Source organism: Maridesulfovibrio sp. (genome assembly GCF_963676065.1).
GTDB lineage: Bacteria > Desulfobacterota > Desulfovibrionia > Desulfovibrionales > Desulfovibrionaceae > Maridesulfovibrio.
Genome location: NZ_OY780933.1, coordinates 1,564,440 through 1,584,283 on the forward strand (window position 1 = coordinate 1,564,440; position 19,844 = coordinate 1,584,283).

Annotated in this window: 22 protein-coding genes; 5 read left to right on the forward strand and 17 right to left on the reverse strand. The window is 44.3% G+C overall.

Annotated features, from left to right (window positions below):
* Positions 1-45: 45 nt before the first annotated feature.
* The 3 genes from ACKU35_RS06915 to ACKU35_RS06925 form a co-directional block, all read right to left on the reverse strand.
* A protein-coding gene (locus tag ACKU35_RS06915) for an IS3 family transposase (RefSeq protein WP_319759405.1) occupies positions 46-1,280 on the reverse strand; the annotation gives its coding sequence in 2 pieces (ribosomal slippage) (positions 46-926 and positions 926-1,280; 1,236 coding nt in all).
* 101 nt (positions 1,281-1,381) lie between these two features.
* Positions 1,382-3,073 carry a hypothetical protein gene (locus tag ACKU35_RS06920; protein ID WP_319764412.1) on the reverse strand — a complete coding sequence of 564 codons (1,692 nt, stop codon included), beginning with the start codon at positions 3,071-3,073 and terminating at the stop codon, positions 1,382-1,384.
* Positions 3,074-3,435: 362 nt separating this feature from the next.
* The gene (locus tag ACKU35_RS06925; protein ID WP_319764413.1) at positions 3,436-5,037 is read right to left on the reverse strand and encodes a PQQ-binding-like beta-propeller repeat protein; all 1,602 of its coding nucleotides are present in this window, start codon (positions 5,035-5,037) and stop codon (positions 3,436-3,438) included.
* A gap of 1,042 nt (positions 5,038-6,079) precedes the next feature.
* Between ACKU35_RS06925 and ACKU35_RS06930 the strand changes: the two genes are divergently transcribed.
* The 5 genes from ACKU35_RS06930 to ACKU35_RS06950 all read left to right on the forward strand — a co-directional run bounded on the left by ACKU35_RS06930 (position 6,080) and on the right by ACKU35_RS06950 (position 11,993).
* Positions 6,080-6,655 carry a hypothetical protein gene (locus ACKU35_RS06930; protein WP_319764416.1) on the forward strand — a complete coding sequence of 192 codons (576 nt, stop codon included), beginning with the start codon at positions 6,080-6,082 and terminating at the stop codon, positions 6,653-6,655.
* A complete protein-coding gene (locus ACKU35_RS06935; protein WP_319764417.1) occupies positions 6,648-7,271 on the forward strand; it encodes a hypothetical protein in 624 nt (207 codons plus the stop codon). The genes ACKU35_RS06930 and ACKU35_RS06935 overlap by 8 nt, the downstream gene beginning before the upstream one ends.
* A 791-nt stretch (positions 7,272-8,062) precedes the next feature.
* Positions 8,063-8,863 carry an RHS repeat-associated core domain-containing protein gene (locus ACKU35_RS06940; protein WP_319764419.1) on the forward strand — a complete coding sequence of 267 codons (801 nt, stop codon included), beginning with the start codon at positions 8,063-8,065 and terminating at the stop codon, positions 8,861-8,863.
* A gap of 112 nt (positions 8,864-8,975) precedes the next feature.
* Positions 8,976-9,497, forward strand: coding sequence for a hypothetical protein (locus ACKU35_RS06945; RefSeq protein ID WP_319764421.1), 522 nt, complete (start codon positions 8,976-8,978; stop codon positions 9,495-9,497).
* Positions 9,498-10,187: 690 nt separating this feature from the next.
* Positions 10,188-11,993 (forward strand): hypothetical protein, encoded by a 1,806-nt coding sequence (locus tag ACKU35_RS06950; protein WP_319764423.1) that lies wholly within the window; start codon positions 10,188-10,190, stop codon positions 11,991-11,993.
* Between the two features lie 561 nt (positions 11,994-12,554).
* Here ACKU35_RS06950 and ACKU35_RS06955 read toward each other — a convergent pair.
* The 14 genes from ACKU35_RS06955 to rdgC are packed head-to-tail and all read right to left on the reverse strand — an operon-like array spanning position 12,555 to position 19,842.
* Positions 12,555-13,616, reverse strand: a complete 1,062-nt coding sequence (locus ACKU35_RS06955; RefSeq protein ID WP_319764425.1) for a site-specific integrase — start codon at positions 13,614-13,616, stop codon at positions 12,555-12,557.
* Positions 13,617-13,631: 15 nt separating this feature from the next.
* Positions 13,632-13,871, reverse strand: coding sequence for a DNA-binding protein (locus tag ACKU35_RS06960; protein WP_319764427.1), 240 nt, complete (start codon positions 13,869-13,871; stop codon positions 13,632-13,634).
* A gap of 5 nt (positions 13,872-13,876) precedes the next feature.
* Positions 13,877-14,083, reverse strand: coding sequence for a Lar family restriction alleviation protein (locus ACKU35_RS06965; RefSeq protein ID WP_319764429.1), 207 nt, complete (start codon positions 14,081-14,083; stop codon positions 13,877-13,879).
* 3 nt (positions 14,084-14,086) lie between these two features.
* Positions 14,087-14,512, reverse strand: coding sequence for a hypothetical protein (locus ACKU35_RS06970; RefSeq protein WP_319764430.1), 426 nt, complete (start codon positions 14,510-14,512; stop codon positions 14,087-14,089).
* Positions 14,509-14,685: a hypothetical protein gene (locus ACKU35_RS06975; RefSeq protein WP_319764432.1), complete on the reverse strand. Its 177-nt coding sequence runs from the start codon at positions 14,683-14,685 to the stop codon at positions 14,509-14,511. The genes ACKU35_RS06970 and ACKU35_RS06975 overlap by 4 nt, the downstream gene beginning before the upstream one ends.
* A complete protein-coding gene (locus ACKU35_RS06980; RefSeq protein WP_319764434.1) occupies positions 14,682-15,062 on the reverse strand; it encodes a hypothetical protein in 381 nt (126 codons plus the stop codon). Before ACKU35_RS06980 ends, ACKU35_RS06975 begins: the two co-directional genes overlap by 4 nt.
* A 15-nt stretch (positions 15,063-15,077) precedes the next feature.
* Positions 15,078-15,617, reverse strand: a complete 540-nt coding sequence (locus ACKU35_RS06985) for a hypothetical protein (protein WP_319764436.1) — start codon at positions 15,615-15,617, stop codon at positions 15,078-15,080.
* Positions 15,617-15,799, reverse strand: coding sequence for a hypothetical protein (locus ACKU35_RS06990; protein WP_319764437.1), 183 nt, complete (start codon positions 15,797-15,799; stop codon positions 15,617-15,619). The genes ACKU35_RS06985 and ACKU35_RS06990 overlap by 1 nt, the downstream gene beginning before the upstream one ends.
* Positions 15,792-16,286, reverse strand: coding sequence for a class I SAM-dependent methyltransferase (locus tag ACKU35_RS06995; protein ID WP_319764439.1), 495 nt, complete (start codon positions 16,284-16,286; stop codon positions 15,792-15,794). The genes ACKU35_RS06990 and ACKU35_RS06995 overlap by 8 nt, the downstream gene beginning before the upstream one ends.
* Positions 16,287-16,328: 42 nt before the next feature.
* On the reverse strand, positions 16,329-17,423 hold the full coding sequence (locus ACKU35_RS07000; protein WP_319764441.1) for a DNA cytosine methyltransferase: 1,095 nt from the start codon (positions 17,421-17,423) through the stop codon (positions 16,329-16,331).
* Positions 17,420-18,049: a hypothetical protein gene (locus ACKU35_RS07005; protein WP_319764443.1), complete on the reverse strand. Its 630-nt coding sequence runs from the start codon at positions 18,047-18,049 to the stop codon at positions 17,420-17,422. The genes ACKU35_RS07000 and ACKU35_RS07005 overlap by 4 nt, the downstream gene beginning before the upstream one ends.
* Positions 18,042-18,284 (reverse strand): hypothetical protein, encoded by a 243-nt coding sequence (locus ACKU35_RS07010; RefSeq protein WP_319764445.1) that lies wholly within the window; start codon positions 18,282-18,284, stop codon positions 18,042-18,044. Before ACKU35_RS07010 ends, ACKU35_RS07005 begins: the two co-directional genes overlap by 8 nt.
* A 2-nt stretch (positions 18,285-18,286) precedes the next feature.
* Positions 18,287-18,715: a hypothetical protein gene (locus ACKU35_RS07015; protein ID WP_319764447.1), complete on the reverse strand. Its 429-nt coding sequence runs from the start codon at positions 18,713-18,715 to the stop codon at positions 18,287-18,289.
* A 2-nt stretch (positions 18,716-18,717) separates the two neighbouring features.
* Positions 18,718-19,842, reverse strand: coding sequence for a recombination-associated protein RdgC (rdgC, locus tag ACKU35_RS07020; protein WP_319764448.1), 1,125 nt, complete (start codon positions 19,840-19,842; stop codon positions 18,718-18,720).
* Positions 19,843-19,844: the final 2 nt, after the last annotated feature.

The window sequence follows — 19,844 nt, forward strand, 5'->3', positions numbered from 1 at the left end:
AACTTGATGAGCCGTCCTAAAATAGATTGACGGTTAATTGGTTTACTACAGGGCTGTGGGGGTACCCCCACAGCCCTGTTTATGTATTTGGTTCGGTGTTTTCATTTTCAAACTAAGATGAGGACGTTCAGAATTATATATTTCAATAGACTCTTTTACGAGTGAATTTAACTCATCAAAACTAGTGCATTTAAACACCAAAAATTCTTGTTTTAAAATTCCATTTATACGTTCAGCTAACGCATTTTGGTAACAATCATACCCATCTGTCATAGATGGGACCATTTCGGCTTTCTTGAGCTTGTTTTGATAAATGGACGATGCGTACTGCAATCCACGATCTGAATGGTGGATTGTTTTGTTTCGCGTTTTTCGGTTTTTGATAGCCATATCTAAAGCTTTAGCGGTCCCTTCGGCACTAAGATCAGAACTCAAATTGTGACCTACAATTTTTCTGCTAAAAGAGTCTGTAATTAGTGATAGATAGTATGTTTTATTTAACGTTTTTACGTAAGTTATATCACTAACAAAGACTTCTTCTGAATACTGAGGCTTAAACTCCTTCAATAAATTAGGATGTTTTTTGAGCCAATGCTTTGAATTTGTAGTTTTTGTGTAATTTTTTCTTGTTTTTATCAGTAAATGCTCTCTGCGCAATAATGCGAAAAAGGCATCCCGTCCAAGCTTGATTCCACGAGCTACAAATTTCTCACGCAATAAAAAATAAAGCTTACGCGTTCCCAGCCGAGGCATTCTGGCCCGCAGACTCAAAACAAGTTTCTTTACTTCTTGGAACTGTTTTTCCCGTACCTTATGGCGTTTTTCAGCCTGATATATCGATTGCCGACTCACCCCGAGCTGTCTACAGCAAGCAGATAAACTTATTTGCTTTGTTTCCTGAAGACCTCGTGCAGCTCGGGGGTAAGTTTTTTTCTTATGGAAGTACCCAGTTCTCTGTCAGAAATATCAATCATTTCGTTGAGAAGCATAGTTTTGATCTTCTCTTCCTGAAGCTCTTTTTCAAGACGCTTGATCTTTTGTGCTGGAGTCTCTTTAGATTTTGGCATTCTTTTCAGATGTACCATAGGTTTGCTCCAGTCAAGGGTTCCGTGCTTTCTCAGCCAGACTAAAACAGTGCTGCGGCCTTGAATCCCGTATGTCTTTTGGGCTTGCTTGTAGGTCATTTCGCCTTCTTCTACCATCGCAACAACCGCTAATTTAAAGCCCATTGTGTAATCGCGCTGACTTCGCCTTACTCTTTGACTTTCTTCCTTTTTCATAAAATAGGTCCTTTGGGTGTAAACCTATTTCAGGACGGGACATGAACAATTAAAAGGCCGGTCTCGCAGGAGATCGGCCTTTTCTTTTAGCTGGTGCAGTTTTAATACCTAGTTTTTAGTCTGACATGGTATTCTTTCATCTCCGGTGTGGGGTTATCCTTATCTAATGGATCAAGTAGGCTGAGTGTATCATCGAGCATTTGTTCATCAAGGCGGTTAATTTTCTTTGATGCTGCATGCAGGTCCGTATCAGCTGCATCGATCCTTCCATCAACCGTCTTGTTTACTTTAGTGGTCTTAAAACCGTTTTTTTGCGTTCCCCGTACACTCGTTGAGATTGTGTCCGGCCCGTGATGGTTAAAAATAGCATTTTCTTCAAGCGATATCGTCGCAGTGTTTTTCTCTCTTCCATATTCAAAGCTGCTATCTGTGTGCGATGCGCTTTTTATTGTTGTCGGTGACTCACTTTCCGTCAGACCATGTCCGGTCCAGAACTCAAGACCATGGTGCAGGGGATTCTTCCGTGCTTTTTCCGTCTCTTTCTGTTCTGCAACCTTCTCACCGTCTTTATAAATTTCGCTTGACCATTTTAAGTCATAAGGTCGGTCATTAACGGTATCGTCTTCAACCATAAAAGCACTTTTATAGTGACCTTTGGAAGTATGGTCCTTTACGTTATCCAGGTAAAATGATGACCGGGCCGAACCATCCATTAACGGGTCTGCCAAAAGCTGCGATGCCGACTTCGCTGAATTCCCCGCGGTGTATTTATATTCCGAAGTTCCTAGCATTTCGAGTAAGTTTGGACGTTTCTCCAGTTTTGAAGATTCTGTTTCCTTAATCTTAGCCGAACTATGCTCTTTTTTTACCAACTCACCCTTGTTATACCAGAATACTTGCATGTTCTGCTTTACGACTCCGTCATCAGGACCGGTGGAGTCCTTGTATGACTCATCCCAGAGAGTCTGCTGCTGGATATTGCCATCAGTATCGAAAATTGTGGTGTTAATTTGCAGTGACGATTTTTGCTGCAATTCTATGGTCGACCTTGCTGCCATACTGTTGTTTTTGACATTAGCGCGGTTAGTTAAGTTCTGGAAATTTCCCTTTTGCTTGATATGGGCTTCCTTTGTTTTTCTACCATTATGGTACTCAATAATTGCAGCTTTATATTCGGTTCTGTGCTTATCAGTCGTATTTTGTTGTACTAATGAATTGAAGTCGCCGGAAATTTCAGTTGTGCCATATGATGCCATAGTGTCCTTGATAGACTTGGACTCGAGTAACATGGAATCCTCCATGGTTCGTGTAACTTTGCCGTCATCAAACCATTGCGCATATCTGGATACTTTGGCAGCAGATTTATCCCCAGTTTTTAAGCATGTGAACTGTGTGGTTATTTCTTGAATTAACTTATTATTTTCATCAAAAATCTGGGTGTTGAATACGGCTCCGTCCTTATTTAAATTACCTTCGACTTTTCGGACGAGTTTGTCATCGTCATATTCTTCAATCGTCAGTTTTGACCCTTCTATTTTTACATTCTGGATGTTTCCGTTATCAAGCTTGAATTGTCCATTTCCGAAGTCAAAGGTTGACCATGAGTGATCTTCTTCTGTTGGCTTCCTTGTCTCCGCTTTAAAAATATTGAAAGCTTCACCGGATATAGTAACTTTGTCTAATTTTGCTTCATGATTTGAATTTGAGTTCTGCTCACGTATTTTATCAGCATCAAATGTTTTGCTTTCTACCGGAGCGGTTCTAAACCCGAATGATGATATAGCGTCTGACATTTTTTATTCCCCAGATTTTGAAGATAGACAATTAAGCTGTAAATAATATCGTCACGTCCTCAGTATATCTTTATACTCAATATCAAAAAAATAAATTCATTGTTTAATGTTTTTTCAATAGCACATGGGGGGAGGCAGATGAGAACTATGCCTAGGCTGTCGCTTCAAAATTCAATGAACAGGTAGGCGGCGAAGATCGTTTATAAGCGGCGGTATGGGCCGGTAATGGTTTTTCGCAGGGTTCAATTAAAAGTTGTCTTTAATCTTGAGCTTAAATAAGAGCAGCCCCCTTCTCATAGCGAAAGAGGGCTGCTCAAAAAGGATACAGGGTACGGGTAAAAGTATCCTTATCTTCTTACTGGTTACCTTCTGAGTCTGTAGCGTAAGCGCAGGAGCAAGGGACTAAGCATAAGCAGCAACCATTCTACACTGAAGGTTGCCTGCGGATTCAAAGTGCAGCCCGTTCCGCTGCTGCCTGAACCAGTCCCCACTGCTACCGGGTCAGTTATTTTACCGAGGTTGGAATCCTCGTCGTAGTCGCCGTTATCCTTGACCACAAAATAGATATAATACTCCGTGCCGAGGGTTACGTCGTCAGTTTGGCTCATGTAATTTCCGTCTGCATCTGTAACCCACCAGTAGCCGTCAAGATTATATTCAGGTCCGCTCAGGGCGTAATTTTTGTATGCCTTGGAGGTTCCACCTGTGTTGTAAAACTTCATCAGGATCAGGTCGGAGACCTTCCCGGTTGGGATGGAAGTGGAACTGATCCTGAAAGTTGCCGTAGCTCCATTGGAGCTTACTGTGGCATTGAAAGAAACCACTTCCGTTATAGGCTCGAAGTCTCCTGACTGATATTTAGAATTAAGGTCGGTAGTGTCCAACTCTTTGGAACAACTGTTCTGTATGGCTACCTCTACGCCAGTTGCCTGAGTCTGACTGGCTTCTATAGATTCTCCGCGCCCTGTATTTTCAATGTCTTTGCGAAATTTGGGCCATGGAGTTGAGGCCAGTCCTCCCGAATTAGTTTTTACGGCATATAATTTACCGTCATCTGACCCGAAATAAACTGTTCCATCGCTTGAAATTGTCGGTGAAGACTTTATGAAGTCTCCAGTCTCAGCTATAAGAACAGGAGCTTCTTGTGGGTTTTTTGAGTCTACAGCATACAGCTTATTCCCCACGGCGATGTAAATAGTCCCGTCACTGGCGACGGCGGCAGAAGAAAACATACTATTCTGCCCATCGAATAAATCCCATTTTTCTTCACGATTAGGAGATAACGCGTACAATTTATTAGCTGCTGCTATAATAATAGTTCCATCTTCCGTTATCACAGCTGAATTGTTGATAGTCACGAATTGTCCAAATGCAAACCTCCACTTTTCTTTACCGCTCGGGGATATTGCGTAAAGGTTTTCATCGCCTGATCCTACATAAATGGTTCCGTCAGCGGCAATGGCGGGAGAAGACACGATAGACTTGTCCGTTGGAAAAGACCATTTTTTCTTTCCTTCAGGGGTTATTGCGTAAAGGTTTCCATCGTCTGATCCTACATAAATGGTTCCGTCAGCGGCAATGGCGGGGGAGCTGTAAATACTATTCCCTGTAGGAAAAGCCCATTTTTGCTTTCCATCAGAGGTTATTGCGTAAAGGTTTCTATCGTCTGATCCTACATAAATGGTTCCGTCAGCGGCAATGGCGGGGGAGCTGTAAATACTATCCCCTGTAGGAAAAGCCCATTTTTGCTTTCCATCAGGGGTTATCGCGTAAAAAGACTTATCGGTTGATCCGACATAAATAGTTCCATCAGCAGCAATGGCGGGGGAGCTTCTAATACTGCCTGTTATGGGACATTCCCATTTTTGGCTCCCGTTCGGGGATATTGCGAAAAGATTATTTGAATCGGAGTCGGCTGTTCCTACATAAATGGTTCCATCGCTAGCAATAGCAGGGGAAGACATTATCTTTACATTTGCACCGAGACTTAACGGCCAACCATTTGTATTTGCAAAAGCAACTGAGTGTTGCAGTAGCACTGTAGTTAAAATTGCTATTGAAATAAACAAGCGCAAATTAGTGCTGAAATTACCAAAATACGAAAGTGCCCCTTCTCTTGTGAAGTTATATATATAATTAGAGCATGCACTAAGAGGGAAATAGTATACTTTTCTCATCATTTACCTATTCTATTTTAGAATTTTATCAGGTTACACAAAGAAGATAGAAACTATCTGGAAACCACAACTTTGCCCCAATATAAGACGATCATTTCTAGCCTAACGATTATTGGAATTAATTTGAGATACTAAAATATACATCATGAATCGGGTTTGTGTCTGTCCGTCAAAAGACGTACATTTCATTAATGCTGAAGTGATGGGTGTAGTCCAAAAAGGTTTCCCCTCCGGTTACCCACGAAAAAAGGCTTACAACAATGAATGCTGTAAGCCTTTGAATTTACTGGTCGGGGCAGGATTATTTCATTCGCCGCGTCCTGCGGCTCACCCTTGGGGCGGTCTCCGCTTCGCTGCGCCGTGCAAATTGTTTTCCTGACAATTTGTGAACACTCGGCATCTTGCTCCCAAAGCCTTCTTTGGATGTGACAACCGCTGAATTAATTGAATAACTTTTGGTGTTGGGAACATGGGTTCCGAGATTTTTGGGGATTCTTGGGGGTGAATGGTTCCCCGTGTTTTTTTCTTCTACAGCATTTTCAAAACTTACATTTTCTTACCAAGGCGGACCTGAATCACCTGTTTCAGGTCTGCCTTACCAGTTAATTTGAAATTTTAAATACTGGAGGAAAGAATGAAATCTTTCACTGATTATCGGATGGAGCGTAGACCCCGCAGTGAATTGACAACCGGATCTGTTTTATTTGGTTGCTGATGATCAGGGAAATGGGCTAAAAAGAATTATATATGATTAGTTTGGAAATATATTAACATATATAAATAAACGATTTCCTCTGCCCAAGATCCGCTTGGCTATGGCGGCGGTGATGTGGATGTTTATGGGTATTGTCTGGATGATCCGATTAATTTTAATGATCCTTTGGGACTAACCACTGGGGGAATTTGGGGAAACATGCCGCGTAGGCATAATGTGAAGATGTGGTATATATGGAAGGCTGGTGAAGGAGCTTGTAAAGATTGTTTAGCAAAAAATAATAATGTTTTTGAAACACCAACTATGGAGAGGCCACATCCCAATTGTCGGTGTCAGCAAGTTGAGTGTCAAACTTGGGACGAGTTCACCAAGTGGGAAGAAACAAAAAGATTGGGTAATGGGCCAGCGACAATGTCACAACCTGTTTTTCCTCCTGGAACAACGACCGTTGGCGTAACGTGGAGAAGAAAAATTCGTATTGAAGAGGGTCGGACAGTAAAACATTTCAGAATGATGGAAGGAAACATTGAACTTTTGTATTCAAAGTCCGAAACAAGAGTTGTCATAAAAACGGAAGAAAGAGACGGTACCGCACACAAAGTAAACACAAATTACGGTATCGAGAATGGAGATTCATGGTGGGCGACTAATCCATGGACGGGAAAAACAATCGGAGGTAGCTGTGGTTAGTCGATCATTAGTTATCATAATCATTTTTGTGTTTGCACATGGTGCAGCATATGCCGCTGATATTGATGCCAAGATGTTTCTTGGACCTAGTCTTGGTGAAACAATTATTTTAAAGAATTCAGGCGATGGAGGAGTAACCAAACGGACGTGTTCTTTTATTTCTGATTCTGGAACTTATTATATTGAAGAAAGAACAAGACTGCCAAAGAAGAAGATTCACCCTAAAGGTTTTCCACCTGAAATAGTCAAAATAATCATGGGTGAAGCTGACCTGATTAATCATTATCGGCTGTATGTAAAAGATGGGCGACTAATTCTTGATAGTATTACTTTTAAGGGAGAAAAGAATATCATGGTCGACTTTGTCAGCAGACGTTGGTCTCAGTTTGGTAAGTCTCCGACAGATAAGATCAAAATTGATTATGTTATAGCTAAAGAAGATAAAAAAGTTGTTATGGGAAAGTTGCGGAATCTTGTACACGTGAAATATTCGTATGACCTTGATGGTCTTCACTATGCGCAGTCGTATGTGTTGGCTTCAGGGTTAGGTATTATTCGTAAAAGGAACTTATCCCCCGGTCCTAATGAAGTTATATCTACTTTAGTTGAAGAATGACAGATTCAAAGCCAGTCTCCCCGGAGGCTGGCTTTTTGCTTTATGCGGCATCTTGCTATCTTACCAAGTGTACTGGTAGCAGCGTATTCTGTGTAAAAAGCAAATCCAGTGTATCTATTTGAAAATGTGTACTAATTTTCAGGAACTGTCTCTCCCTATATCAAGGCGCGTTCAGCTGATTTTATCATATATTTTTCAAAAGGTTCCCAGCAACGAAAAAGCCCTTATGCAAAGTATAACGGACGTTTGATGTGTGCCAAAGTGTGTGCCAACGAAAAAAGGCTTACAACAATGAATGCTGTAAGCCTTTGAATTTACTGGTCGGGGCAGGATGATTTCATTCGCCGCGTCCTGCGGCTCACCCTTCGGGCGGTCTCCGCTTCGCTGCGCCGTGCAAATTGTTTTCCTGACAATTTGTGAACACCCGGCATCTTGCTCCCAAAGCCGTTTGAGAATGTTTCAAGCGTTGAATTAATTGAATAAAATTTCGCATAGGGGACATTTTTTCGAGATTATTAGGGATTTTTGGGGTGAATGGTTCCCCGTGTTTTTAGTTCGCCTACGGCATTTTTCAAAAGTTAAATTTCTTATCAAGGCGGACCTGAGTTACCTTTTTCAGGTCCGCCTTGCCTGTTAATTTGAAATTATAGGGGGAACGCAAGTGCTTTGAATCACATGGATTCTGAGTGTCTTCCCAAAATTTTAAATACTGGAGATCAGAAATTAAATTTTTTACCGATTACCGGATGGAGCTCCGACCCCGCAGTGAATTGACTACCGGATCTGTTTTTATGGTTGCTGATGATCAAGGAAATGAGGTAAAGCGAATTATATATGATTCGTTTGGAAATGTACTTGTGGATACAAATGAACAATTTCATCTGCCGCTAGGTTTTGCATCCGGGCTTAATGATCAAGATACCGGGTTGGTTCATTTCGGGTTCCGGGAGTATGATCCTGAAGTCGGTCGTTTCACTGCCCAAGATCCGCTTGGCTATGGCGGCGGTGATGTGGATGTTTATGGGTATTGTCTGGATGATCCGATTAATTTTAATGACGGATTGGGTTTGGAGGCTGGTGGGATTGGCCCTATAGAATTTCCTCCTCGTAAGTATAATGTACTGAAATGGTATATCTGGAAAGCCAATGAAGGAGCGTGTGAGGCGTGTAAAAAATTGGATGGTAACGTGTCCGAAACCCCGACAATGGAACGTCCTCATCCGAATTGCCTCTGCCAGCAGATTGAGTGTACTGAGTGGGATGAATTTACTGAATGGGAAGATGTTAGAGAATTGGAAACTATCAACATAACAATGTTTCCACCGATAATTATTAAAGGATTGCCTGTGCCGGATGTTAAATGGAGGAAAGACTACAGGGCGGAAGAGCAAAGAGTTAAGAGGCATTATGCTTCGTGCGGTAATTATGGAAGAGGTTCATCTGAAACTACAGAATCTCGTGTGAATAGGAAAGATATGTATAGATATTCGAAAGCGTACAAAATAAATACGGGGTATGGGATTGAAACAGGTGACCGTGGTTGGACTCATAATCCATGGACGGGTGAAACAGTGTGGTTTTTCTTTGGTTAGTAGTTTAATTTTTTTATGTTTTTTCGCAATAGCAACTGGGTGCTGCGAGGAGAGTACTAATATAGAAAATGTGGATATATTTTTAGGGCCAGCACTAGGCGAAACCATAAAAATGAAATCAAGAGATTTTGAAATTATTACGCGACGGACGTGTACGAAAATAAATAACGATGGAAGTTATGAAATTGAAGAATGGACAAGGCTTCCTAAACCCAAAAGGATTTCATCAGCAGAAGAGAGAAGCAGGACGAAACTTCCAGAAGGAGCTTACTACTGGGATGATGCACCGGAAGAGACTCTGTTTAAGTATACTCTCGTCGCTGAAAATGGAAAACTCATTTTCAATAAGGGTAAACGTGATGAGGCTATCTATCTTGATTTAATCAATAGAGAGTGGAGTCAGGATGTTCGATCTTCGACTGGGAAGGTAAAAGCTGACTATGTTATTGTGAAAGAAGAGAAAAAAGTAGTTCTGGGTAAGTTACGCAAACTTATACACGTTAAATATTCACTTGATCTTGCAGGGATGCACATTGAGCAATTATACGTGGTGGCTTCTGGGCTGGGTATTATCCGAGAAGAGAATTTAGCTCCCGGCTCAAACAAACTTAGGTCTACTTTGGTTGAAGAGTAAATTTAAAGCCAGTCTCCCCGGAGGCTGGCTTTTTGCTTTATGCGGCATCTTGCTATCTTACCAAGTGTACTGGTAGCAGCGTATTCTGTGTAAAAAGCAAATCCAGTGTATCTATTTGAAAATGTGTACTAATTTTCAGGAGCTGTCTCTATCTATCGAGGCGCGTTCAGATGATTTTATCATATATTTTTCAAAAGGTTCCCAGCAACGAAAAAGCCCTTATGCAAAGTATAACGGACGTTTGATGTGTGCCAAAGTGTGTGCCAACGAAAAAAGGCTTACAACAAAAAATGCTGTAAGCCTTTGAATTTACTGGTCGGGGCAGGATGATTTGAACACCCGGCATCTTGCTCCCAAAGCCGTGTAATGTTGTTTCAGTCATTGAAATAATTGAATAAATTTTCGTATTGGGGACATTCTTTCGGTATTTTTAGGGGTGAATGGTTCCCCGTTTCCTTCCCGTAAACAGTTGTTTTTGGGGGGTGATTATTTGTCTTTAAGGCCCATAGATGGAGGGCAGCTTGGGGTATAAATGTAAGGGTTATGAGAAGTGGGCTTATGTAGCATTTCAGACCATGAAAAAGGGAAGGTTAGGTCTTAGGGTGTCGCAGAAGTATAAAGGGCATTGACAGAGAGTTTTTCTGGTGATTACTCTTGTAATTTAATCACAAAAATAACAAGGTTGCCTGCATGCCGAATCTTCCAAGATTTACTCTTGATGTTTGGAAAAACATTCCAGAAACGAAAAATTTATTATTATTCGCTCAAGCTGTAGATATACAATTGTTTGATCATTCCTTTGATTCTTTTAGAGCTCCTGTTCTAAATACACATAGTTCAGCTATGGAACTACGACGTCTTATTATTAATTATTGTCAATCAAAAGTGAATAAAGGTGTTTTAAATCATTCAATAGAAGAGTTTAAAATAAAGATGGGGTCAGATGATGCAATTACAAATAAAAAATTATATTCATGTATAATTGAAGATATTGCATTCAATATTAATGATAAAGATAAGCTTAAAAGTTTGATACGTCTTTTATTGACTGATCTAGATAGTAGATATTATGATAGCTTGGTCGATAAAATCAAGATTGTTGTGAGTAGTGAACATCTAGACTTATGTATTTTTGGATTAGCTTCTAGTTTTATTTCTGAACTTGAACTAAAAGGTTTTGATAGACGGTATATTTATAGAAAAAGTTTGAAATATTTTTTTAATAAAAATATTAGACCACGGGAAATCACTACATCGGAATGTATTTCTGAATATATAAGCTTATTTGAAGGTGAAGATAAGCAATGGGTTGTTTTAATATCAGTTTCTAATTCAATATTAGAATTTAGTGATAACGCTAAGGATATTGGTATAGAAATCCTCGATTCTTTGCCTAGTGAGTTGTCTTCGTTGGTTCGGGCTAAAGAATTTTACCGTGCAGGTGGTGAGGAGTCGTTAATCAAACTTGTGCTTGATGCCAAGGATCCGCATTCAGCAAGTGTATTTTCTAGGAAGGTGGTGGATTTCTTTTGTGATATCTGTAAGTTTCATCGACACAGTCTTACACTGAATGTTGGTAAAAAGATATTTGTTCGTGAGCTGCCATCGGGGAATCCTATTGTTCTTCCGAAGAGTGTGAATCCTCTCTTATGTGGAGTCGAGCAGCGTCAGCATGAGGATGATGAACATTTGCAGCTGACATTGTCGATATTCAATGGTGATCGCTTTAGTAAGAGTACTCAAGATTATTTTTTATTTATGAAGGCACTTGATTTTCATCATGCCGCGATGCAGTCAATCTCAGAAGAGAATCAATTGTTAAATTTATGGTCAGCAATTGAAGGCTTTTTACCCCCTTGCATGGGAAGTACTGATAGAATTGTACATTATGTTAGTTATCTAGCCCCGTGTCTTGTTGTAACATATTGTGAATACTATTTAAAAGCTGTATATAGAGAGTTCTGTTTGTCTCCCTTTAATTTTAATGAATTTCTTGCTGATATCGAAGGAGATAATGATTTTCAAAAGATGGTTAAGTTGATTGCTTGTTCAGAGTATAATGAAGTCAGGAATACTATGTTATATTCTCTGGATAATTATCCAATACTTTACAAACTTTTTTTTGAAGCTAATGACCATTTTAAATCACCTAAAAGTGTTTCTCAATTTATCTCTACGCATAAAAAGAATTTAGAATTACATTTGAGACGTATTTATACCGTTCGAAACGCGATTGTACATAATGCTCATGCTGAGGTTGGTCCTAGCTTAAGAACTCTTATAATCAATTTGCATAATTATTTTGATGTAATGATTTCATCTGTTTCTAAAATGAGTAGTGTTGTTCCCCCGAACAATTCTGTTTATTCAACTTTAGAGAGGATGGTTATATGTGAGCGTATTTATTTAGAAGAATTGAAAAAGAATAAAGATTTATTTACTGTAGAAAATTATAAAGGAATATTTGGAAGTTCAAATCCGCTAAATCCATTTTGATTTGTATCGTTGATATTTTAAGGCCGACTTCGGGTTTATTTCCGAAGTCGGCCCTTATTATTCAAATTTATGCGAAAATAGTTCGTAAAGAATTAAGCTGTGAATTTTCAAGCATGAATATTTGCAGAGATTGTTAACGACTTGTTCTGTTAAAGATTTGTTCCAGTTTGGAATGGTTCTTTTGGTTGTGTATGGAATAATAAAATTTTGGGGATAAATACTTATTCACTTTCACTTCGCATTGCCTGCTGTAATTTCCCGCGATTCCCAACATCACCCACACCAGCACCGCCACTCCAACCCACTCAAAGATTAAAAAGGTTTCCCACCCAATTCCCCATAAAAAAAAGGACTTACATCATAGTAATGTAAGTCCTTGAATTTACTGGTCGGGGCAGGATGATTTGAACACCCGGCATCTTGCTCCCAAAGAATGCTGCCTAGTATGAATGTGCTGATATGATTGGATAAGTTTGTTTTCTGGTCTACACTTTTTGGACATTTGGGCTACTTTAAGGACATAAATGTAGACCAAGGTGTAGACCAAACGTAGACCGTAAATTATCGCTTCAGCTTTACGACTTTCCCAGTTGGTTTTTGGATGGATGGTTTCAGATTTACAGCGCGCTGTTTTTCGCCCTGAAGCAGATGGTAATATCTTTTCTGGGTGGTGGTGATGTCGGAGTGTCCGAGAAGGGAAGATACCGCCGCCAAATCTCCACCATTGCGGAGAAGTTCAGAGGCGTACAGGTGGCGAATGTCGGACCATGTAACCTCATAGTTGAGCCCTGCTCGTTTTGCTGCGGTCTGGAGGCTCTTGAACATTTGCTTAACCGGTTTCCCCTTGTATTCGATTATGTATTCGCTCTTTGCTTTTGAGCGCATAGAGATAAGCCGCCCGTTGTCTTCAGGGGTCAGAGGTATGAAGCGATCTGACTTCTCTGTCTTGGTTCCGCGGACATGGATGGTTGCGGCGCGAGGATCATGGTCAGACCAGAGAAGGGAAAAAAGTTCTGACGGGCCGGTTCTGGCTCCGCACATCCACGCCACCTCAAGTCCCCATGCAGCATGAGGAGCAGCAACGGCAATCATGCGGGTCAGGCCATCAACATCAAGACCCATATTGCGTTTACGCTCTTTGGATTTGCGCCATTTCTTGAGGGGGTTATTTGTGGTGATTTCCTGCTCTATACCGTAAAGGAAAACGGCGCGGAGGTATCCGAAATATCTATTCAGAGTTGCAGGCTTTACTTTTTCAGGAGACCATGCCGTCTCGGTCAGAATGAGCAGATCGGAGTATTCCAGCTGGTCCACGGGCTTGTGAGTGAGAGCAGGCAGGACAGTGTTATTAAGGATGGAACTCCATGTTTTTAGGAACTCAGCACCGACATTTCGTGCTTTGGCATCCCGCAAATATTCTTGAGCAAGCTCATCAAGATAAACTTCTGAGCCATGGCGAATCTCAACGCCTCTGGCCTTTTGTAATGAAATTTCTGCGTCACGGACCTTTGCATGCTTTAAGGACTCCGGACCTCTCCCGCAATATTCTCTAACAGGGCTCTTGCGCCCTTTTACTCTGTACTGGACATAATGACGTCCATCTTTAGTTGTTCCTACTCCCATGAATGCTATCTATCACTAAACCGCTACGGGCGTAAATCCTTCCTTGGGCCTGCGCCTGGAGGTGTATTTCTTCTTGGTGAAAGTCTTGCGGTCTTCCATCCAGCTATCAAGGTCAGCGACTTTATAGCGGCTGTTCTTGGGGCCGTAAGTGGGGATGTGGTCAGCAGTAACGTATCGTCCGAACTGCTTCGCGCTATATCCTACGTACTCGGCTGCGTCTGCTCTGTTTATATATGCGGGCTTAATGTCTGCCATAATCCTTACCCCTCAATCCTAATCTTATTCCACAATTCGATTGCGTTCGCCTCATCCTCACCGTAGGGACCATGAAGCCCGCAACTGTGACAACGGACATAGAAATTACCCATCTGTTGCTCTCCCCAACGAGACATCTGTGGACGGCAGTTGCCTTTGTGGGTTGATGAGACTTTGCAATTTGGGCATTTTTTGATTCTGGGTTCTGCCATGCCTTACCCCTCAACCCCGGACCCAGCGCAATGGGGGCAGCGTCTGAGCTTTGCAGGGCAACCACCTTTCCCGGTTGCGTCTACCTGAAGGCAATAGCCGGTCGCTACGGCCTGTTCACCTTCTACGCAGTCATAGCAGTCTGTATAGTCTGTGATCTTGGTTTGCCCGCGCTGGTTGGTGAAGCAAGCTCTGTTGCGCATATCACAGATATACTGTCTCAATTCCCCAGCAGCCCCGGCAAGCTTTGCGTTCTGGGTGCGGAGGCGGGCGTTTTCGTCATATGCCTTTTCTGCGTCGTGGAGGGCGGAACGGAGGTTTGCGTTTTCCTCTTTAATGCTGGAAATTTCTTCCATCGCCCGAATGAATCTTTTGCGGAGATTCTCGCAACGGATAGATAATTTTCGAATCATTGTTTTGTCGTCTATCATTCCTTCATTCCTTCATGCTGTTTCTGTCCGAACTGATTATAGTGAGACTGCATCAATTCTTTCGGACCAATCTTGGGGCATCTTGCCGCAAGTTCTTCAATCATTTTGACTTGTTCTTTCTTGAGGAATCCCGTTTTGTTGCGGCCTGCATCGAATTTTATGTATTCGCTCATGCTGCATCCTTCACTTTTCTAGCCGATTCCAAATCACTGGCACCGCTGCTGTATTCCTGTGCCGTGTATTCGTAATAAGACTGAAGTTCTCGCAATGCGCGGGCAAGGGTTCCGTCTGTCTTCTCTGCCAACCAACGAGCCTTTAAGCCGAACCCAGCACTCCTCACCGTATATTCAATACCCGGCTTTCCAAATCTGGTGTGTTCTCGCCGGACAACTTCCAGTGTTGAAGTCCTGTTAAATCCAGCGGTTTTGATTCCCGTAGCTGTAATGTACTCTTTGGGATTCTCTGCCCGGTGAACGGTCCACTTGTAACCCGGCATGATTTTGACGAGTTCTTTCCGAAATGCAGTGGAATTGAATTTTTTATCTGCCATATTCCCTCCCGCCGCTTACGCGGATTTACGGTGTGCGTAGAGCGATTCTTCGTAGGCGAAGAGTTGATCCCACTCATGCACAGTGTTTTCATTGTTGAAACGCGCTTTCTTGCCCTGCATTTGCCCCCCCCAATCCAGCATTTTTGTCCAGAGTTCGGGATAATTGCTTCGCAGTATTCGCAATGACTCCTTACTGGTGATAGGACAGCAGAAGCAGGAAACACGATTAAAGTGGTCATATGGTGAGCCGGGGCCAAAGAATCCAAGTTCCCGGCAACCTTCGAGTGCTTCCGCTTCGGTGATTCCCCACTCAATCAAGGGGAACCTGCACTTATATTTTGTACTGTTTAAGTTTTTGGACTTGGTTCTATGGGCTTCATCCGCAGCAATGCCGATGCAAGAAACAACATCCGGCACTTGCAATAGGTACTTGTCTTTGACTTCATTCTTCCGGGTCGTACACCAGCGTCTTGAAGCTGACGGCCAGCCTTTACCAATCATGCTCAACTTGCCTTTATCTTCTCCCGTCCGTTTAAAAACGGGGTGATTGAACATCAGGTGCTGCGCGTACATAGTTTTTCAAGCTGGTTTATATGCTGAACCATCCAAGGGAATTCCCAGCCCATATCTACGTAAACAGCTGAGTGGATGGGGATGCCCCGGCGGATGAATTCAAACCCCATGAAGAGGGAGTCTTTGCCGCCGGAAACGTTCAGCACATAATTAACACTACCCATCACAACCCCCAACCACAGGTTTATAAAAAACTATCCAATGAGTTTTCAGATTCTGGGTAGTCCGGTGGCCACATATGGGCCGCTGGGAAAAACAGGCCAGAATTTCATTCACTTTTATTTGTGTCTCGTTCCATTTAAAGATCATGGTGCCCCCCCCCGCGAGGACTCGCCAGCATTCACTGAAGCCTTGGGCGAGGTCTTCACGCCATGTTTCCTTATTCAGCTTGCCGTACTTCGCGGCCTGCCATGATTTAGGGCCTGCACGTTCAAGGTGCGGCGGGTCAAAAATAATAAGATGAAAGGATTCATCCTCGTGCGGAAGGTCGCGGAAGTCCGCCACCTGATCTGGGTGAACCTTTAGCAAGCGTCCGTCACACAGGGGGTGTTCTTCGTCCCGGATGTCGCAGAAGTGAACTAACGGGGTTTCCTTATCGAAATAGAACATCTTGGAGCCGCAAGCGGGGTCTAGGATTTGGGGGGTAGTCATACCTAAACTGCCTCCTCGATCGAGCCACAAAATTCAGCTGAATTAGTCATTACTTCGCATCCTTCCCCAAAGAGCCACAAACGCCAGCGCAGCATCCACAGGCACCACTCCGTTTCCGAGCAGGCAAAGCTGCTCTGCCCTTTGGCCCACCCCATAAGTTGCTCCACCCACATTGGATTTAACTGTCCTTGGTTCTTCCCAGCTGTGCTGGTATTCTCCGGGGCCTGCGGGCCAGAGGTCTCCGCGATAAAGTTCGGTAGCTGAGACATATGTCCTTTTCCCCTGGCTCGATGCTCCTTCGAGTTCGTGCCTTTGAAGTCCCGCGCGGCCGGAGTCGGAAATCTTTCCACGCTGTTCATCATCTGCGGAAGACTCTGTCCGGACATGTTTTCCGTGATAGTCCCGCCCCGTTTGGAATCCGTTGCTGCGGGAGTTGCCCAATTCACCTGAGAACCTAGCCCGGGCGAAGTTCTGTTTCTCTCGCAGGGGCAGTCCCTGTGCTGTGAGGCCTTCGGAGTTGTCCAGCGTTGAACAACCATATCGTTCAAATTCTGTGACCAGCCCTGTGCCTGTTTCCGTTGATTGCGCTTGTTGCCCGCAACATCTCCGCTGCGGAAATCCCGTGCTTGGGGTGTCTGCCAGTTCTGCGAGGATAAACAGCCTTGCTCTTTCATGCGGCGCGCCGACTTCCTCCGCCGAGAAGATTCCTGCCTCAACCTTGTAACCATCTTCTTGAAGCTCCCTTCGGATTCGGGCAAAGCCACGGGTAAGGTGAGCTGCGACGTTCTCGAAGAACAGCCAGCGCGGATTAACTTCCCGCACAATCCTGCGGATTGCAGGCCAGATATAACGAGGGTCGTTTTCTGCAAGACACTCCCCGGCGTTACTGAAAGGCTGGCACGGGTAGCCGCCAGTGATGATATCCACGATTCCACGCCACGGCTTGCCGTCGAAGGTTTTAACATCGTCCCAGACAGGAGCTTCATCCATTCCCGCCTTGCCCATCCGCGCCACGAGAGAGGCCGCGGCATAGGCTTGCCGTTCGACAACACAAACGGTTCGGTACTGATCTGGCAGGACGAGCGATAGGCCCGCTTCGAGACCGCCGCCCCCGGCACATAGAGCCAAGCCATTCACGCTACCTCCACAACATCACCCAACCCAATAACCGCAATCTCAATATCCAGAGAATCAAAACAAGCGATAACCGCTTGCTGATCTTTGGCACTGAGATCGGTAGCCGGAATCTTTCCGAAGCTGGTAATTCTGCTGGTTGCGCGGGCATGCTTGCCGTAGCCCTTGGAGAGAAGGACCGGACGCCCTACGCGGCAGGTTTTCTCGTTCCAGTGCGGGCCGTACATACGGAGTTCTTCTTTCTTCTCGCCTGAGAGGAACTTGTTAAAGAATTCTGTGCGTAGGGGGATGAAGAGGGGCTTAAGCTTTGCTGCTGCTTCCAGTTTGTTCAAAGCCTCAAGCGTCCAATCACCCTCATAAGGCTCAATCACGTAGACGGTATTCTTGCCGCCTTCGCACCAGTGAGAAGGTTTGCCCGAAACCCATTCCATTTCAGGAGGACGAACGCCAAGACCATGCCAGTTTTCAGCAAGCACGCTGACAGCGCCATACTGGTTCAGGTAGGCTTTATGTTCACCCATGCGGGCAACGGTTCCGGCAAAGCAGAAATCGCCGCGCACATCATGCAGGAGCCTTACAACCGGGGTTTCGCCTGCGGGGATTTGCTGGGGGAGGAATTGTTTATTCATTCTCGGCCTCCGGGCACACTTCGTGCCAGTAAATTCCCTCAGAATCCCGAAGGTGTTCGTCGTCAGAGAAGACCGGCAGACCGCAGACTTCGCACAGGCTGACAAAATGGCCTTTGCCCTCGGCTTCTGCGTCCTGAGTCATGAAGCCAAGCTTATGCAGGGCCTGTATCTCCGCTGCGGTGGTTACTTTTACGGCCTTGGATTCGGTGCGGGTTACGTGGATGGTGTAGGTCATGGTTAGGACTCCTGTTTGGTTTTCAAAAGCGAGCAGTATCCTCTCTTGTGGCGTCCGTACTCTGTCTTGAGCCAAGTCCAAGCCATACAGCCGGAGCCTACGCAATTCTGTGCGGGGTTTTTATCCACTGGGCACAGTTTTCTTTTTGCATCTTTTTCAGTGTACCCAGAGCGGTGTCTTGCAATCATCGCCTCACGATCTTTGATGTTGCCGGACATTACGTTCCATTTGGTAATTGCTTTATCTTCAATAGAGTACTTGCCGAGAGCGTCTAATCCTGAACTTTCGCCCGCTTCGACCCGGGGCCCTTTCGCCCAGCATGCGCAGCACGCCACATAGGCTGAAAAAATTTCGTCGTCAGAGTGGTAAATACTCAGATGTTTGGCTTCGCCACAGTATGGGCAAGGGTCAATCTCTCTATGGTCATACATAACTACGCAACCTCCACCTTTTCGCCGTCAGAGGTGACAATGGTCATGGTAGTGCCTTCTGGAAGGGTACCCTTGAGGTCTTCCGCTGCCTGCCTTGCTCCGGCCCGCATGCGTCTCCTGAACTCCTCGGGAGAGATTTCAAGGCTGCTTTCCTGCTTCCAGTGTTCCACCAGAGAATTCAGCAGGCCGAAAGCCGTTTCAACCCGGTCAATCTGGGTGAGCATCGCGCCGTCAATCTCTTCCTGTTCAAGGTGCGTCACAGCAGGAACGGAAACCTTGAGGATGGGAGTAAGAGCCGAATCAACGTCTATCTCATAGTCAGTGTCGTCGTATGAGATAGTCAGCTGTGCGCCGACGATAAACTTGCCGTCTTCAACAGCTCTCTTAATGTCGTCGAACTCAGCGTTGGAGCCGACCTCGGAAACCTTGATTGTCTCCTGCGCATCGGCTGCGGTGATGTTGTCGGATATGAAGGCATGAGCCGAGTCTTCTCCGTGGGAGAAAGTGGTTCCGTTGGCATTCCAGATAGAAGTAAGAAAGTCGTGGCCGACCATGTTTTTTTCTTCATCAAGCCCCAAGGTCAGCGGCTCTATAACGAACCGAGTTCCGAAGGCAGTGCGGAAGACATCGTCCAAAGCTTCAACAAAGCCTTTGCTTTTGTCGGTCAGAAACAGCAGGTTTGTTTTGGTGTTCCACCACACATCCGCAACCTTGGGAGTAGGGACTGTGTGAGCCCGCAGCCGGAGTTTGACCTGCTCCTTGATTTCCCTTTTGCGGTCACGGGAGATGAAATTCTTCCCCTCCTTCTTGGCTTCAACCATTTCTTTATCAATGGCATCTTCGACCTGTTTATTGAGAGCTGCGCCGGGGATCTTGCGCTCGTCGATACGGACGGAAAACACCACGTACTCACCGAATTCCACATTACCGGGTCCGAATCCGGTAGAGCGGTAGTCCTCAAAAACGACTGTTCCAGTTGATTTTTCAATATGGGAAAGTTCGTCGATGTCCTCAAAGGAGGCATGCGCAATGGCTTCGTAATCCCGTGTTTTGGGAAGCAGGGTAAGCTGCTCTTCGGGGCTGACCCGGTACACGGTCAGAGGGTGTGCTTTGAATAAACGGCCCATGT